The 14,279-nt window shown below is 61.8% G+C and carries 18 protein-coding genes; 10 read left to right on the top strand and 8 right to left on the bottom strand.

The annotated features are described in order from the left end of the window. Positions 1-106 precede the first annotated feature (106 nt). The 5 genes from QMO82_RS17980 (at position 107) to QMO82_RS17960 (ending at position 3,027) form a co-directional block, all read left to right on the top strand. The gene (locus tag QMO82_RS17980) at positions 107-529 is read left to right on the top strand and encodes a hypothetical protein (RefSeq protein WP_183607841.1); all 423 of its coding nucleotides are present in this window, start codon (positions 107-109) and stop codon (positions 527-529) included. Between the two features lie 56 nt (positions 530-585). Continuing rightward, positions 586-1,917: a TonB C-terminal domain-containing protein gene (locus tag QMO82_RS17975; RefSeq protein WP_183607842.1), complete on the top strand. Its 1,332-nt coding sequence runs from the start codon at positions 586-588 to the stop codon at positions 1,915-1,917. A 109-nt stretch (positions 1,918-2,026) separates the two neighbouring features. Further along, entirely contained in the window at positions 2,027-2,434 is a 408-nt protein-coding gene (locus QMO82_RS17970) for a DUF2325 domain-containing protein (RefSeq protein ID WP_183607843.1), read from the top strand. Next, positions 2,431-2,703, top strand: coding sequence for a hypothetical protein (locus QMO82_RS17965; protein ID WP_183607844.1), 273 nt, complete (start codon positions 2,431-2,433; stop codon positions 2,701-2,703). Before QMO82_RS17970 ends, QMO82_RS17965 begins: the two co-directional genes overlap by 4 nt. Positions 2,704-2,712: 9 nt before the next feature. Next, complete coding sequence (locus tag QMO82_RS17960) at positions 2,713-3,027, top strand: antibiotic biosynthesis monooxygenase (protein WP_183607845.1); 315 nt, start codon at positions 2,713-2,715, stop codon at positions 3,025-3,027. A 136-nt stretch (positions 3,028-3,163) separates the two neighbouring features. Here QMO82_RS17960 and QMO82_RS17955 read toward each other — a convergent pair whose 3' ends face one another. Together QMO82_RS17955 and QMO82_RS17950 are read right to left on the bottom strand one after the other, a co-directional pair. Further along, positions 3,164-3,535 (bottom strand): DUF423 domain-containing protein, encoded by a 372-nt coding sequence (locus QMO82_RS17955; RefSeq protein WP_183607846.1) that lies wholly within the window; start codon positions 3,533-3,535, stop codon positions 3,164-3,166. A gap of 2 nt (positions 3,536-3,537) precedes the next feature. Then, positions 3,538-3,951, bottom strand: coding sequence for a group II truncated hemoglobin (locus tag QMO82_RS17950; RefSeq protein WP_183607847.1), 414 nt, complete (start codon positions 3,949-3,951; stop codon positions 3,538-3,540). Positions 3,952-4,115: 164 nt separating this feature from the next. Between QMO82_RS17950 and QMO82_RS17945 the strand changes: the two genes are divergently transcribed. From QMO82_RS17945 to QMO82_RS17925, 5 genes are all read left to right on the top strand, one after another. Further along, complete coding sequence (locus QMO82_RS17945; protein WP_183607848.1) at positions 4,116-4,679, top strand: TetR/AcrR family transcriptional regulator; 564 nt, start codon at positions 4,116-4,118, stop codon at positions 4,677-4,679. An 18-nt stretch (positions 4,680-4,697) separates the two neighbouring features. After that, a complete protein-coding gene (locus tag QMO82_RS17940; protein ID WP_183607849.1) occupies positions 4,698-5,039 on the top strand; it encodes an SMR family transporter in 342 nt (113 codons plus the stop codon). Between the two features lie 195 nt (positions 5,040-5,234). Next, entirely contained in the window at positions 5,235-6,020 is a 786-nt protein-coding gene (locus QMO82_RS17935) for a ThuA domain-containing protein (RefSeq protein ID WP_183607850.1), read from the top strand. A gap of 9 nt (positions 6,021-6,029) precedes the next feature. Then, complete coding sequence (locus tag QMO82_RS17930) at positions 6,030-7,073, top strand: Gfo/Idh/MocA family protein (RefSeq protein WP_183607851.1); 1,044 nt, start codon at positions 6,030-6,032, stop codon at positions 7,071-7,073. Between the two features lie 126 nt (positions 7,074-7,199). Continuing rightward, the gene (locus QMO82_RS17925; protein WP_183607852.1) at positions 7,200-7,637 is read left to right on the top strand and encodes an EamA family transporter; all 438 of its coding nucleotides are present in this window, start codon (positions 7,200-7,202) and stop codon (positions 7,635-7,637) included. Positions 7,638-7,738: 101 nt separating this feature from the next. Here QMO82_RS17925 and QMO82_RS17920 read toward each other — a convergent pair whose 3' ends face one another. The 6 genes from QMO82_RS17920 to QMO82_RS17895 form a co-directional block, all read right to left on the bottom strand. Then, the gene (locus tag QMO82_RS17920; RefSeq protein WP_183607853.1) at positions 7,739-8,134 is read right to left on the bottom strand and encodes a DUF1236 domain-containing protein; all 396 of its coding nucleotides are present in this window, start codon (positions 8,132-8,134) and stop codon (positions 7,739-7,741) included. A gap of 130 nt (positions 8,135-8,264) precedes the next feature. Continuing rightward, complete coding sequence (locus QMO82_RS17915; RefSeq protein WP_183607854.1) at positions 8,265-9,374, bottom strand: ABC transporter permease; 1,110 nt, start codon at positions 9,372-9,374, stop codon at positions 8,265-8,267. Position 9,375: 1 nt separating this feature from the next. Then, positions 9,376-10,503, bottom strand: coding sequence for an ABC transporter permease (locus tag QMO82_RS17910; RefSeq protein ID WP_183607855.1), 1,128 nt, complete (start codon positions 10,501-10,503; stop codon positions 9,376-9,378). Next, positions 10,500-12,257 carry an ATP-binding cassette domain-containing protein gene (locus QMO82_RS17905; RefSeq protein WP_183607856.1) on the bottom strand — a complete coding sequence of 586 codons (1,758 nt, stop codon included), beginning with the start codon at positions 12,255-12,257 and terminating at the stop codon, positions 10,500-10,502. The genes QMO82_RS17910 and QMO82_RS17905 overlap by 4 nt, the downstream gene beginning before the upstream one ends. Beyond that, positions 12,254-13,267 (bottom strand): secretion protein HlyD, encoded by a 1,014-nt coding sequence (gene hlyD, locus QMO82_RS17900; RefSeq protein WP_183607857.1) that lies wholly within the window; start codon positions 13,265-13,267, stop codon positions 12,254-12,256. Before hlyD ends, QMO82_RS17905 begins: the two co-directional genes overlap by 4 nt. Then, positions 13,264-13,968, bottom strand: a complete 705-nt coding sequence (locus tag QMO82_RS17895) for a CerR family C-terminal domain-containing protein (RefSeq protein WP_183607858.1) — start codon at positions 13,966-13,968, stop codon at positions 13,264-13,266. The genes hlyD and QMO82_RS17895 overlap by 4 nt, the downstream gene beginning before the upstream one ends. Positions 13,969-14,279: the final 311 nt, after the last annotated feature.

Below are 14,279 nucleotides of genomic sequence, written 5' to 3'. Positions count from 1 at the left end.
TACTCATAGTTTCTTAAAGACGCAATAGGAGACTAATAAAGTCAAGTTTTTGAGATTGCTGATTTGAGACCGCCGGCGGCGGTTCACGGCAATGGCGGAGAAGATGATGACGGGTAGGTTTGCGGCTATTGCGGCCGGCATGGTGATGGCGGTTTCAAGCGTATGCCAGGCGCAGGATGCGTCAACCGCCAAGCTGGATGTCGAACTCAACGCTTTGGCGCCGTCGCAAAAGGGCTGCATGATGACCTTCGTTGCCGAGAACAGTCTTCAGGCGCCGATCAACAAGATCTCCTTCGAGCTCGCCTTCTTCAACGACAAGAATGCCGTCGACCGCATCACCGTGCTCGATTTCCGTGATCTGCCGCAGGGCAAGAAGCGTGTGCGCCAGTTCGATATGCCGAATGTGAAGTGCGAGACGGTCACGCGCATCCTCATCAACGACACGCCGGTCTGCGACGGCCCGGCGGCGGGCGAATGCATGAAGGGTCTTGTCACCCGTTCACAGATATCAGTTCCCTTCGAGGGCTAAGGATACGCCGGGAATGATTCCCGGCGGACATGTTTCAGGCTGTCCGAGGCATACAAATGGCAATTTCAGCGAAGTCCAGATCGAGACAGGTGCTCATCGGGGAGCCGGACGCTGACGGCAGTCTGAACGACAATAACATGCATCCGGGCCACGAGCTTTCCGACCTGCGCAATGTGCAGCGACAGCCGGCTGGCGAGGCCGTGGTCCACTATGCGCGTTTTGCGCAGATACCCTCCTTTCCCGACCATCCGGAAGCCGAGCCCATAGCCTCTGTTCCTGCACCGCCGATGGATGCGGTGGTGGAAAAGCAGGAAGACGAGAAGAAGCCGGTGCGGCGACGGGTGGCGCTTGCCTGCGTTAGTTCGCTGATTTTCCACGCGACGCTGGCCGCTGTATTGATCATTGTTTTCCCAACGGCACCGGATGAGACACTGATGGAGGCAGGCGAAGCGATTAGCGTCGTGATGCTCGGCAGTTCTGACGCCGATCAGAGCGCCGCCGGAGAGACTGAGGTGACCATACAGCAAGAAATTGTTCCGGAAGCTGTCGAACCCGACACGGTCAAGCCGGTGGAAACAGCGGAAATGCAGCCGGAGGCCGTCCAACCGGAAACTGTCCAGCCGACTGATGCAGAGCCGGTCGAGGCCGTTCAGCCCACGCAGGAGGTGACGCGCCAGTCAGCGGAGACGGTGACGACTGCTGAACCAGAGGTGCTCGTGTCGCAAACCTCTGCGGAAACTTCAGTTGCGCAGCCAATGTCGACAGTGGTGCCGGAGCAGTCTCCGGAGATACCGGTAACATCCGCTGAACCACCCGCCGCAACCGCGTTGCAATCCGAGCCGGAAGAGATCAAGCCTGTCGAAACGGCCGCGATGTCTCCCGAGCCGGAACCGCCGGCAGAGATCGCCACGCCACAACCAAAACCGAAGCTGGAAAAGCCCGCGGAAAAGAAGCCGGTCGAAAGAAAGCAGCCCCCAAAGAAGGCACAGGGTTCAGCAGCGGAGGCTAAACAGGAGTCACGCAGGGGCGCCGCGGACGGGCAGGCAGACGCCAACTCCGACAATAATTCACGCACGGCGGGCGGACGCAGTGGATCGGGCGGTGCAGCCGAAGCCAATTACAAGGGCAAGATCGTCTCGCGACTGTTCCGTTGCGTTGACCGGATTGAATCGCGATATCGTCGCGATTTTGCATCCTTGAATGTTCGCATCACGATCAATCGCAACGGAGATATCACCGCGTCGGGCATTGTCCAAGGTTCGGGCTTAGCCGAGGTGGATGGTGCCGTTTTGTCTCGGATCGCTTCCTGTAATCTTCCCGCAATGCCGGATGACTGGGCCGGATCCTCGCGCTCGTACAGTTTCCCGGTGCAAGTGACAGCTCGGTAAAATATGATGAAAATAATCAACTTTATACTTTACTCTAAAAATCAAGTTTAATAAGGTCCGCTCGCACACGCAGGAATCGTGTGACGATCAACGAGCGAACGGGTGGTATATGGCTCGCAAGGGCAAGAAGGGTTCGAACCGGGAGGTCCGTGACAGCGCGGTCGAGGGCGCTGTTCAGGCATCCTCCGGGCGATCCAAACTGGATGGCCGCAGTTTCCTCTATGTCGGCGGCCGTGACTGCCAGGTGGCGCATCTTCGGCAGATCTGCAGCAGTTTCGGCGCCGAGCTCATTCATCACGACGGCGGCTTGCGCGAAGCGGTTTCCCGTATCGATACCGTGCTTCCCTCGGTCGACTGCGTGTTCTGCCCGATCGACTGTATCAGCCACGATGCCTGCCTGCGGGTGAAGACCGGCTGCAAGAAGTTCGGCAAGGCCTTCATCCCGCTGCGCAACGGCAGCAAGTCCAGCCTGGAGCGTGCGCTGCAGACGATGAACGAACGAGACAATGCCCGATGAACGACCAGCGCCCCGACGGCTTCACCATGATCGGCCTGCATAAGCTCGCTGCGCAAACAGGCGAGGGCCTCGTGCCCGAGCTCTACGAACTTTTCCAGCAGCATGCCGAACGCCAGCAGATCTACCAGAATGTGACGCTGTTCCCGACCTGGGAAGCGCGCATGCCCGGGGAAGCCGCAACAAGACCGCTTGGCCCGGCGGCGGCAAACGGCGATAATATTCTCGCCTTTCCCGTGCGTGCGGCACGGGCGGGCAAGAGGAAGGCGTAAGGAGATTTCATGTATATCGCAATGAACCGCTTCAAGGTTGCAACCGGGAGTGAAGATGATTTCGAGACGGTCTGGCGCAATCGCGATTCCAGTCTCGCCGAGGTGCCAGGTTTCGTCGAATTCCGCCTGCTGCGCGGCAAGGTCAACGAAGAGGAGGGCTATACGCTCTATTCCTCGCACACGGTCTGGAAAAGCGAAGCTGATTTTCAGAACTGGACGAAGTCCGAGAGTTTTCGCGCGGCGCACCGCAATGCCGGTGACCGCAAGGCGATGTATAAGGGACCGCCGGTTTTCGAAGGTTTTAATGTGGTCGCCGGCATTTGATTGCGGTCGACGCGGCGCGACTTAGCTCTGGCTGAAATCTTGATTTTGTATTCGTCCTGGCCCCATGCACACCCTCATTCCTGTGACAGGTACAGGTATGAGGGAGGAGAGGGCTTGAGCGATCAGCAAAACTCTCTTACGCCCTGATCCGGAACACAGCGCCTGCCGCCACAACCAGCCAACCCAGCATCATCGCCCAGCCGCCGGTCGGGGCGGCATAGGGGAAGAGGCCGGAGCCGGCAAAGCGCAAGGTGACGAGATCGCCGGCAAAAAGCAGCGTTCCCAAGATCATCAGGAAACCGGCCAGCCAGGCGGTTTTGAGCCTGGCGGTGCCGAGAGCCAATGCCAGCAGGGCAGGGGCGTGGGCAAGGCACATGGCGGATGCGGATGCGGCAAGATTGGCCTCGCCGCCGCCATGGGCGGCAAGGGCGGCGAGCCCCACACCGGCCAAGCCGAACAGGCCGGCAAAGAGATAGAGCACCGGCTCCAGGCGCGCGTTCAAGCTCATGGTCAATCCTTATCGTCCTTGTCGTCAGGGGCCTTGTTCTGCATGTGATAGGCGAGCCGCTCGACCGGCGGCCAGATCAGATCGCGCAGCGCCTGCCTTGATATCGTCTCGTCCAGGGCGCGGCGGAAGCAGAGCAACCATTCGTCGCGCTCGACAGGGCCGATTTCGGCGACGAAATGGCGGCTGCGCAGACGCGGATGACCGCGCTTGTCGGTATAAAGCGGCGGGCCGCCGAGGTAACCGGTCATATATTCGTAGAATTTCTCTTCGCTGCTCACAAGGCTCGGCGGGTGCACGGCGCGCACGTTTCTCGCCTCGGGCAGGCTGTCCATCAATTCGTAGAAGCGGTGCGTCAGCGCCCGCACGATGGGATCGCCGCCGATCGCCTCGTAGAGTGTGGTGACTTTCTCCGTCACGAAACCATCCCCGAATACCATTATCCTCACCCCTTCATGCACTTCTGGGAAAACGATCGCAACTGTCATCAAGCTGCCGCGGCATTTCGGGCATAATCCCAGCAGCACAGGGGTTCCAATCGATTCTTCTTGACAAAACCGTCCGGACGGTATCTTTTATCTGCATGTCGAACGCTCACCATCGCAAGAAACAACCGGCTCTCGTGCGCCAGCAGTTGCTGGAGGTTGCCGCGCGCCTTGCCGCCAGCGAAGGCATGGCCGCCGTGACGCTCGATGCGGTTTCCGCCGCCTCCAGCGTCAGCAAGGGCGGGCTGCTGCATCACTTCCCGACGAAGAATGCGCTGCTCGATGCCCTGTTCGAGAGCCTGCTCGAAAAGTTCGACGCCGATATTGGGGAACTGATGCGCGGCGATCCGCAGCCGCAGGGCCGCTTTACCCGCGCCTATCTCCGGGCGGTATCCGGCCTCAAGGATCGTCCCGACGATTCCAAGGGCTGGACGCAGGTGACGATAGCGCTTCTTGCCGAACCCCGGCTGCGTCTTCGCTGGCGCCAGTGGGTGCAGGCGCGGGCGGAGGAATATATCGGCACCGACTCTTCGCTCGACGCCCAGGTCGTGCGCTTCGCTGCTGACGGCCTGTGGCTCGCAGATACGTTGGAAAGCCATGATATCGACGGCGTTCGGAGGCGGGATCTCATCGATCGCCTTGTCGAACTGACCGGGAAATAGTCCAAAAGGGGATTCGCCATGAGCCAGGCCGCCGTCTACGGGCTGCTGTTTGCCGCCATCGTGCTCGAGGTCATCGGCACGACCGCGCTGCAGTTGTCGCAGCAGTTCACCCGCATCGGGCCGACGGTTCTCGTCGTCGCCTGTTATGCGGCCGCGTTCTATTGCCTGTCGCTGACGCTGAAAAGCATCCCGGTGGGTATCGCCTATGCGATTTGGAGCGCTTTGGGAATCGTGCTGATTTCCTCGGTCGGCCTGGTCTTCTTCAAGCAGCGCCTTGACCTGCCGGCCGTCGTCGGGCTCGGACTGATCATCACGGGGGTCATGGTCGTCAATCTGTTTTCGAAATCCGTTTCGCATTGATATTGCTGTGATATTGCCAGGGGGATTTTTGCTCCTCCGCCGTCAAATTTTCCCCTTTGTCAAAATACTGACAAAGGGCTATGTGTTGTTTGGACGCGGAGGAGACTGAGGCGCGGCCAGCGCCGTTTTCCAAAGCGCTTTGAATTCTTCTGCTTTCCCGCCTATCGATACTTCCAGGTTCCACAGGAGCACATCATGGCCATTCGCACCGTCGTCTGGGGAGAGAATATTCACGAGAATACCAATGAGATCGTCCGGGGAATCTACCCCGAGGGCATGCATGCGACGATCGCCAACGCGCTGAATACAGATCCCGCTATCTCGGCGACGACGGCGACGCTGCAGGAGCCGGAACACGGCCTCAGCGAAGCCCGCCTTGCCGAAACCGACGTCTTGACCTGGTGGGGCCACAAGGACCACGGCGCGGTCTCCGACGTCGTCGTCGAGCGGGTCGCCAAACGCGTCTGGGAGGGCATGGGCCTGCTCGTGCTGCATTCCGGCCATTTCTCCAAGATCTTCAAGCGGCTGATGGGGACGCCCTGCGCGCTGAAATGGCGCGAGGCGGGCGAGCGTGAGCGTCTGTGGACGATCAACCAGCGCCATCCGATCGCCGCCGGTATCGGCGAGCATTTCGAGCTTGAGAACGAAGAAATGTATGGTGAGCAGTTCTCGGTGCCGGAGCCGCTCGAAACGGTGTTCATCTCCTGGTTCCAGGGTGGCGAAGTGTTCCGCTCAGGCCTGACCTGGCGACGCGGCGCCGGCAACATCTTTTATTTCCGCCCCGGCCACGAAACCTATCCGACTTATCACGACGCCAATGTCCAGAAGGTGCTGATCAACGGGGTGAAGTGGGCCTATAACCCTGAAGCGGCGTTGACCGGCATTACCGACGCACCAAATGTGCCGGTAGAAAAAGCACTGGAGCCGATCGTCGAACGCGGCCCGAAACTGCACCAGGCCGGCGAAGCCGGTTATCGCTGAGGAGCATCCATGCGACTACTCGTTCTTGGCACGGGGGTGATGGCGAAAAACCAGCTTGCCCGCTTCCCTCTCATCGACGGCGTGACAGTGGTCGGTGCCGTCGACACCGATCCTGAGCGGCTTTCGGCCTTCGCCGACAAGTTCAACATCGAAAAGCGCTTTCTTTCGCTGGAGGAGGCGATCGCCTGGGGTGAATTCGATGCGGCGACGAACGTCACGCCCGACCGGATCCATCACCCAACGACGATGGCGCTGATTGCCGCCGGCAAGCATGTGTTCTGCGAAAAGCCGCTGGCGGAGAACTATGCGAAGGCGCTTGAGATGACGGAGGCGGCCGAAAAGGCCGGCGTCATCAACATGGTGAACCTGACCTATCGCAATGTCGCGCCGCTGCAGCACGCCCGTGAGATGGTGCTATCAGGCGAACTCGGCACGATCAGGCACGTGGAAGCCTCCTATCTCCAGAGCTGGCTCGTGTCGCGTGCCTGGGGCGATTGGCGGACGGAATCGACCTGGCTGTGGCGGCTTTCCACCGGCCACGGCTCGAACGGCGTGCTCGGCGACGTCGGCATCCATATCCTCGATTTTGCCGCCTATGGCGCGGCGACCGACATCGACCACGTCTTTGCGCGGCTGAAGACCTTCAACAAGGCGCCGGGCGGCCAGATCGGCGAATATCTGCTGGATGCCAATGACAGCTTCACCATGTCTGTCGATTTCGCCAATGGCGCGCTCGGCGTCATCCACGCCAGCCGCTGGGCGACAGGGCATCTGAACGAGCTGAAGCTGCGCATTTATGGCGAGAGGGGCAGCCTCGAGGTCATCCATCGTCCCAGCGGTTCCGAGCTGCATGGCTGCCTCGGCGAGGGTGTCGAAACTGCCACCTGGACGCAGATCGAAGTTGAACCGGTGGCGACCAACTACCAGCGTTTTGCCGAGGCCGTGGCAAGCGGCATTCAGCCGGACCCGAACTTCCGCCACGCCGCCAACCTGCAGAAGGTGCTCGACCTCGCCATGGTGACCGAGCGCGAACGACGCGAGCTGAAGGTCTGATGGAGGGATCGAACCGCTCACGATAGGAAGGTCGTGAGCGGTTTCCTCGCCGCATATCTTTATAAGGCATTCTATATTCTCATTTTCCTGCCTCTGGTAGATCTGGGGCATAACAGGGCAAGCAGCATGAAAAGCCTTCTGACAAGCTGGCCGCTTTGGGCACTTCTTTCCGCCGGCTTTGCTGCACTCACGGCGATTTTCGCCAAAGTCGGCGTCGAGAACGTGAATTCCGACTTCGCGACCTTCATTCGCACCATCGTCATCCTGCTGGCGGCGGGAATGATGGTCTCTATCTCAGGCAACTGGCAGGAACCGTCCTCAGTGTCGAGCAGGAGCTGGCTCTTCCTGGTGCTCTCAGGCCTTGCCACCGGCGCATCCTGGATTTGCTATTTCCGAGCGCTGAAGCTGGGCGATGCCGCCCGCGTCGCGCCGATCGACAAGCTATCCGTCGTCTTCGTGTCCATCTTTGCGGTGCTGTTCCTCGGCGAACGCCTCACGTTTCCGAACTGGCTTGGCGTCATTCTGATTGCGGGAGGCGCCGTGCTCGTCGCCTACAGGGCTTAACCGGCGACAAGCATAAGGCGTTTTCGCAACGGCACGAAAAAGGCCCCGCCGAAGCGGGGCCAGAGGTGGCCGGGCCGCAGCAGACGGCCTCGGCAGGTTGATTATTCAATCACCTGCACCACGCGGTGGGTGCGGGGCTCGACGATCACGCGTTGATTGTTGATGACCGTATAGGCATATTTCGGATTGTCCGGCACCGGGGTGACGACGACATCAGCCGGAAGCGGCTTGCCGACGACGATCGGTTCCTGGACGACCACCGAGGCGGTGGGGGCCGGCTGCTGCTGGACATAGGTCACGACCTCGCGCGGCGGCGGATCGACGACCGCACCGGCGACACCGCCGGCTATACCGCCAACGGCAGCACCCACAGGACCACCGACGATCGCGCCGGTGATGGCGCCACCGGCTGCACCCGTTACGGCTCCGTCAGCGAGAGCGCTGGTGGCAAGCGACGACAGCGCAAGGGCGCTGGAGACAAGTAGGATCTTGTACATTTTGCTTCTCCTTAACTGGGGTTGCGTTTGGGTAACGACCACGCCAGTCCGGGGTTCCGGCAGGAGAGAGTCACGCTTTGGAAGCCCGGTTCACATTCTGTGAGGCGGCCGAAGCGTGGGTCGGAAGGCCTTATTCCAGCCGTCGGCGGAAGAGCCAGGCGGCAGCGGTGAGCGTGACGGTGGCGATCAGCGCCAGGGGGATCGTCTGGTTTACCACCTCGCTCAAGGGGATATCTTTCAAGAAAACGCCTTTGACGATCACCAGAAAATAGCGCAGCGGGTTGATCAGGGTTATCGGCTGCAGCCATCCCGGCATGTTTTCGATCGGTGTCGCAAAGCCCGAGAGCAGCATGGCCGGGACCATGAACAGGAAGGCGCCGAGGATCGCCTGCTGCTGCGTCATCGACAGCGCCGAGATGAAGAGGCCGAGGCCGGCGACCGAGCCCAGATAGAAGATCGCACTGCCGTAAAGCAGGAAGAGCGAGCCGCGCAGCGGCACCTCGAAGAGGAAGACGGCGGCGAGGATATAGACGGTGATGTGGAAGAGGCCGATCATCATCGGCGGGATCAGCTTGCCGATCAGGATCTCATGCATGCGCAGCGGCGAGACCATCAGCTGGTCGAAAGTGCCGAGCTCGCGCTCGCGGGCGATCGACAGAGCCGTGACGATCAGGCCGATCAGCAGCGCGATGCTGGCGATGAGGTTCGGCACCATGAACCATTGGTAGGTGAGGTTCGGGTTGAACCAGTTGCGCGGCACGGAGGAGACCATCCCGGCGCCGGCGCGCTTGCCTGCCGGCGTCTCGGCGGCAAGGGCGCCGCCGATCTGCGAGAGATAGCCCGCGACGATCTGCGAGGCATTGGAACGGCGGCCGTCGAGCACGACCTGCAGGTCGGCCGGCGTTACCGCTTCAATGTTGCGCGAGAAGTCCGGGCCGATCTCTATCGCCGCAATGGCTGTCTGGGTGTCGATCGCCACCTGGACGTCCGCCTGACTGCCGGCGATCTCGATGTTGCGGAAGGTCGGCGAGCCATCGATGCGCTGGATCAGTTCCTGACCCCAATGGCCGCTGTCGCGGTTGAGGATCATGACATCGACATTGCGCACTTCGAGCGTTGCGGCATAGGAGAAGACGAGAAGCTGGACGATCGGCGGGCCGATGAGGATGGCGCGGCCCTTGGGATCGCGCAGCACGGCGAGCAATTCCTTGACGATCAGGGCGTAGAGCCTCGTCCACATCTCAGCCGATCCTTTTTCTGGTGCTGCGGGCGGCAAGCACGAACATGATGGCGCCGATCGTCAGCATGACGGAGATGGCCCGGCCGAACATCGGCCAGATGTCGCCGGCGAGGAACACGGTCTGCAAGCTGGGGATCAGGTAACGCGCCGGCACGATGAAGGTGATCCACTGGATGACAACAGGCATGGAATTGATCTCAAAAAGGAAGCCCGACAGCAGGAAGGCCGGGAGGAAGGCCGAGATCAGTGCCAGCTGCGAGGCAAGGAACTGGTTCTTCGTTGCCGTGGAGATCAGGAGGCCCTGGCCGAGCGCCGGGATCAGGAAGGCGGCCGACAGCGCATAGAGGGCGGCGACGGAGCCGCGGAACGGCACGCCGAAGAGGAAGACCGCAAGCAGCACGCAGAGCGTCATTGAGGTGAGGCCGAGCAGGAAATAGGGCAGGATCTTGCCTGCGAGCAGTTCGACCGCCGTCACCGGCGTCGCCATCATCGCCTCCATGGTGCCGCGCTCCCATTCGCGGGCGACGACGAGCGAGGTCAGAAGCGTGCCGACCAGGGTCATGACGATGGCAATCGAGCCCGGCACGAGGAAATTGCGGCTGGTCAGTTCGGGATTGAACCAGAAGCGTTGCTCGACCGAGATGGCAGGACTACGCAAGGCGACGTCCGCCTGCCTCTGCCGCTCCCAGTTGGCGACGGCGCCCTGAGCATAATTCTGCACGAAATTCGCGGTGTTCGGATCGGAGCCGTCGACGATCACCTGGATATCGGGGCGGTTGCCGGCGGTGTAGCGCGTGGTGAAGTCGGCCGGAATGACGACGATGCCACGCACCTTGCCGATTACGAGGTCTTCCTCGAACAGACGCCGGTCGCGTCCCATGGCGACATCGAAATAGCGCGAGGCCTGGAAACTGGCCGCGAGGTCCTGCGTCAGCGGCGTCATCTCCTCGGTCACAAGGCCGATGCGGGTGCGGGTCGTATCGAGTGAAACGCCGTAGCCGAAAAGAAAGAGCAGGATCAGCGGCAGCACGAAGGCAATGAGGATGCTGCTCGGATCGCGGATCGCCTGAAAGCTTTCCTTGCGCACCAGGGCTGAAAGACGCCGCAATCGGTTGGAGGAGGCGCTCATGCGGCGTTCTCCGCTTCCGATTGCTGGACGAGCGCGATGAAGGCGTCCTCCATCGTTGGGTCCGGCTGCTCCTGGGTCGCGACCCGGGCCTTCAATTCATCGGGCGAGCCGAGCGCAATCGAGCGGCCGCGGTAGATCAGCGAGATGCGGTCGCAATATTCCGCCTCATCCATGAAATGAGTGGTGACGAGTACGGTGACGCCTTTTTCCACAAGCGTATTGATATGCGTCCAGAATTCGCGCCGAGTGATGGGATCGACGCCGGAGGTCGGTTCGTCGAGGAAGAGGGCGCGCGGCTCGTGCATGACGGCGCAGGCGAGCGCCAACCGCTGCTTCAGGCCGAGTGGCAGATCCTTGGCCGGCTGGCCGATATGGCGGCCGAAATCGAAGATGCCGGCCATGAGATCGATGCGCTCGCGCCGATGTTTTCCGCGAAGCCCATAGACACCAGAGAAGAATTCGAGGTTCTGCATGACGGTGAGGTCGCCGTAGAGCGAGAATTTCTGTGCCATGTAGCCGAGCTGATTGCGGGCTTCGGCGGCATCTCGGCGCAGGTCGAAACCGGCGACGCGGCCTTCGCCGCCGGTCGGCTTCAGAAGGCCGCAGAGCATCTTGAAGGTGGTGGACTTGCCGGCGCCGTTCGGGCCGAGCAGGCCGAAGATCTCGCCGCGGCGGATTTCGAAGCTGATATTATCCGCGGCGGTGAAATCGCCGAAACGCTTGGTCAGTCCCTTGGCCTCGATCACCGGCGGGTCGCCCGCGGCCTTCAGAGGCGCCTGCGCCTCGGCAAGCCTGGAGCGGCCGCCGGGGCCGCCGCCCAGCATGTCGATGAAGGCATCCTCGAAACGCGGCGGGGCAGGGGTGAGCGTCGCGCCATCGCCGACCGAGCCGATATCCGGTTTCTTGTCCTTGGCAACGACGAGGCGGATCGCTTCGCCCTGGATCACGCCGTCGATGACGCCATCGGCTTGCAGAAGCCCAGCGAGCACCTGCCGGCGGCGCCCTGTCATGCCCATCACCCGGAAGACCCTGTCGTTGACGCGGCCGGTCATATCAGCCGGTTTTCCCGAAAAGAGCAGCTTTCCTTGGTTGAGCAGCAGCACATGATCGCAGGCTTCCGCTTCGTCCAGATAGGCGGTCGACCAAAGCACGCCGATACCCTCTTTTGTCAGGTTCTCAACCATCTTCCAGAGGTCGCGGCGCGAGATCGGGTCGACGCCGACGCCCGGCTCGTCGAGCAGCAGCAGGCGCGGCTTTTTCAGAAGCGCGCAGGCAAGGCCGAGCTTCTGTTTCATGCCGCCGGAAAGGTTGCCGGCCAGCCGGCCGGTGAAGCGTTTGAGATCGGTGAAGGCAAGCAGTTCGTCGAAGGCGCTGGCGCGTTCGCTCTTCGGCAGGCCGCGCAGATCGGCATAGAGATCGAGGTTTTCCTGCACCGAGAGGTCCTCATAGAGGCCGAAGCGCTGCGGCATGTAGCCGATCGCTGCCTGGATGCCGGCGGCATTCTTCCTGGTGTCTAAGCCGAGAACCTCCACCGCGCCGGTATCGGGCAGCATCAGGCCGGTCATCAGGCGGATTAGCGTCGTCTTGCCGGCGCCGTCAGGGCCGACGAGACCGGTGATCGCGCCGCCGCCGATTGTGCCCGAGACGGCGTCGAGTGCGGCGGGCGCATCGCCGAAACGCTTGGTGACGCCGTCGATCCGGACGAGCGGCCTGTCGTCCCAACCTGCCTGGGGGGCAGTTTCGGCGGTGCTCATCGTCCGCCTGCCGTCGGCGCGGACAGGTGCACGGTGACCGGCATGCCTTGGCGCAGGTCCGGGCCGGGTCTGTCGATGACGATCCGGAGGCGATAGACGAGATCGGTCCTGAGTTCCGGCGTCTCCACCGATTTCGGGGTGAATTCGGCAACCGGCGAGATAAAGCCGATCGTGCCTTGATAGGGCTTGTCGGGCGCCGTATCGGAAGCGACGGAAACCTTCATGCCGGGATGGATGCGGCCGAGGTCGGGCTCGGCGACATAGCTGCGCACCCAAACGGGCTCGGTCAGGGACAGCACGAAGACGGTATCGGCCGGCGAGACGATCGCGCCGGTTTCCCGCACACGCGAGAGGATGACGCCGTCATTCGGCGCGCGCAGTTCCGTGTCGGCGAGCGAGGTGCGGGCCGAGGCGAGCGTCGCTTCGCCTGCCTTCACCTGCGCATCGGCGGCGGCGATATCTTCGACGCGCGAACCCTCCTCAAGCAGCTTCAACGCCTCGTTGGCGGATTGGGAACGCGCGGTGGCCATCGCCTTTGCGGCGGTCGCCTGATCGAGGCTCGCTTCGGAAATCGTGCCTTGCGGGCGAAGCTGGCGGGCGCGGTCATAGGCGAGGTTGGCATTCTGCAGATCCGCGAGGCTTTCGTCATAGGCGGCGCGCGCCTGGGCGATCTCGGTCGGCCGTGGTCCGGCCTTCAGCTTGTCGAATGTCGCCCGAAGTGCTGCGACATTAGCCTCGCCGGAGCGGACGGCGAATTCATAGGGTGCGGCGTCGAGCTTCGCCAGGACCGTTCCGCTCTTGACCACATCGCCCTCGTCGACGCGCAGTTCGGAAAGGCGACCGCTGACACGAAAACCGAGCGAGACCTGGCGGATATCGACATTGCCGTAAAGGACGAATTCGCGGCGGGCCTCGGGCAGCCAGCCGAGCCTTTCGGGCAGGCCGTACCACCAGCCGGCGGCACCCGCCGCGAGGAGGAGCAGGATGACGATTGGAAACGTGCGTTTCATACTGAACCTCCTCTCGGCGGACCGAGGAGATCGACCAATTCGGCGGCGAGGCCGCGCAGGGTTTCCACCTGTTCCGGGCCTATGGCATCCCATTCCATCTGGGCGAGCACGGCCGCGTGGGTGACGCGAAAGACCAGGATGCTGCCGAGAAGGTTGAAGGTGCGCAGGCGCACATGCTCCGAGCTAGGGTCCTCACAGAGGATGGCGCCGATCAGCCGCCGGCCCATCTCGATCATCGGCCGCATGATGCCCTGATAGACCCGTGTGAAGGCCTCGGTCGGCTCCATTTGCTCGCGGATCAGGAAGCGCGCCCAGGATTCGGATTCCTTGCCGACGAAAAGCGTCACCATGGTCTGCAGAATTTCGGTGAGGAAGCGACGGGCTTCGGCTTCGGCGAGCCGTTCGCCGGCGGCGTCGAGCGCCAACAGATGCATGCCGATGCGCGCCCTCATGTCACCGACATGCGTGTCGATGCGTGCCATCAGATATTCGGCGGTGGCGAGGTAGAGGCCCTCCTTGCTGCCGAAATAATAGGGGATGGCCTGCAGGTTGACGCCGGCGGCTTCGGTCAGCTGGCGCGTCGAGGCGCCGTCGAAGCCGTAGCGCCCGAAGACGTCGAGAGCAGCGGTCAGCATCTTCTGGCGCGCGATCTCGGCGCGGGCGGAAACTGGCGGAAGTTGGGCGTCATGTTCCTGGTTCATGACAATTTCATAACATTGGACAGAAAATAAGTCAATCGATTGATATATTTCGTGCTGCGAACCGACCTGCGCTGGCGAAGGAGGGCGATCAGCCGAGAGTGATGTGCCGTTCAGCCCTCAACGTCGATCGTATCGGAGAATTCAGCTGCCCACGGGAAATGCCGGCGATAAAGGCAAAGAGGCCCGTGACGACGGACCTCTCAGGGTTCTCAGGGCGGGAAAAAGAAAACCAAGCCTCGGGGTTGGCTGCTAACAGGTAGCGATGCACTATCACTAATTTTCGCGACACTAATGTGTCTGGTGTCAATGTT

The organism is Rhizobium sp. BT04, from assembly GCF_030053135.1.
GTDB lineage: Bacteria > Pseudomonadota > Alphaproteobacteria > Rhizobiales > Rhizobiaceae > Rhizobium > Rhizobium binxianense.
The sequence above is the reverse complement of the archived record's forward strand: the minus strand, read 5'-3'. Positions and strand labels throughout refer to the sequence as shown.

Coding starts and splice junctions, on each gene's coding strand:
- QMO82_RS17905 (WP_183607856.1), bottom strand. CDS start 12,257: ATGAGCACCGCCGAAACTGCCCCCCAGGCAGGTTGGGACGACAGGCCG.
- hlyD (WP_183607857.1), bottom strand. CDS start 13,267: ATGAAACGCACGTTTCCAATCGTCATCCTGCTCCTCCTCGCGGCGGGT.
- QMO82_RS17925 (WP_183607852.1), top strand. CDS start 7,200: ATGAAAAGCCTTCTGACAAGCTGGCCGCTTTGGGCACTTCTTTCCGCC.
- QMO82_RS17935 (WP_183607850.1), top strand. CDS start 5,235: ATGGCCATTCGCACCGTCGTCTGGGGAGAGAATATTCACGAGAATACC.
- QMO82_RS17945 (WP_183607848.1), top strand. CDS start 4,116: ATGTCGAACGCTCACCATCGCAAGAAACAACCGGCTCTCGTGCGCCAG.
- QMO82_RS17915 (WP_183607854.1), bottom strand. CDS start 9,374: ATGTGGACGAGGCTCTACGCCCTGATCGTCAAGGAATTGCTCGCCGTG.
- QMO82_RS17920 (WP_183607853.1), bottom strand. CDS start 8,134: ATGTACAAGATCCTACTTGTCTCCAGCGCCCTTGCGCTGTCGTCGCTT.
- QMO82_RS17955 (WP_183607846.1), bottom strand. CDS start 3,535: ATGAGCTTGAACGCGCGCCTGGAGCCGGTGCTCTATCTCTTTGCCGGC.
- QMO82_RS17895 (WP_183607858.1), bottom strand. CDS start 13,968: ATGAACCAGGAACATGACGCCCAACTTCCGCCAGTTTCCGCCCGCGCC.
- QMO82_RS17970 (WP_183607843.1), top strand. CDS start 2,027: ATGGCTCGCAAGGGCAAGAAGGGTTCGAACCGGGAGGTCCGTGACAGC.
- QMO82_RS17960 (WP_183607845.1), top strand. CDS start 2,713: ATGTATATCGCAATGAACCGCTTCAAGGTTGCAACCGGGAGTGAAGAT.
- QMO82_RS17980 (WP_183607841.1), top strand. CDS start 107: ATGACGGGTAGGTTTGCGGCTATTGCGGCCGGCATGGTGATGGCGGTT.
- QMO82_RS17965 (WP_183607844.1), top strand. CDS start 2,431: ATGAACGACCAGCGCCCCGACGGCTTCACCATGATCGGCCTGCATAAG.
- QMO82_RS17940 (WP_183607849.1), top strand. CDS start 4,698: ATGAGCCAGGCCGCCGTCTACGGGCTGCTGTTTGCCGCCATCGTGCTC.
- QMO82_RS17930 (WP_183607851.1), top strand. CDS start 6,030: ATGCGACTACTCGTTCTTGGCACGGGGGTGATGGCGAAAAACCAGCTT.
- QMO82_RS17910 (WP_183607855.1), bottom strand. CDS start 10,503: ATGAGCGCCTCCTCCAACCGATTGCGGCGTCTTTCAGCCCTGGTGCGC.
- QMO82_RS17975 (WP_183607842.1), top strand. CDS start 586: ATGGCAATTTCAGCGAAGTCCAGATCGAGACAGGTGCTCATCGGGGAG.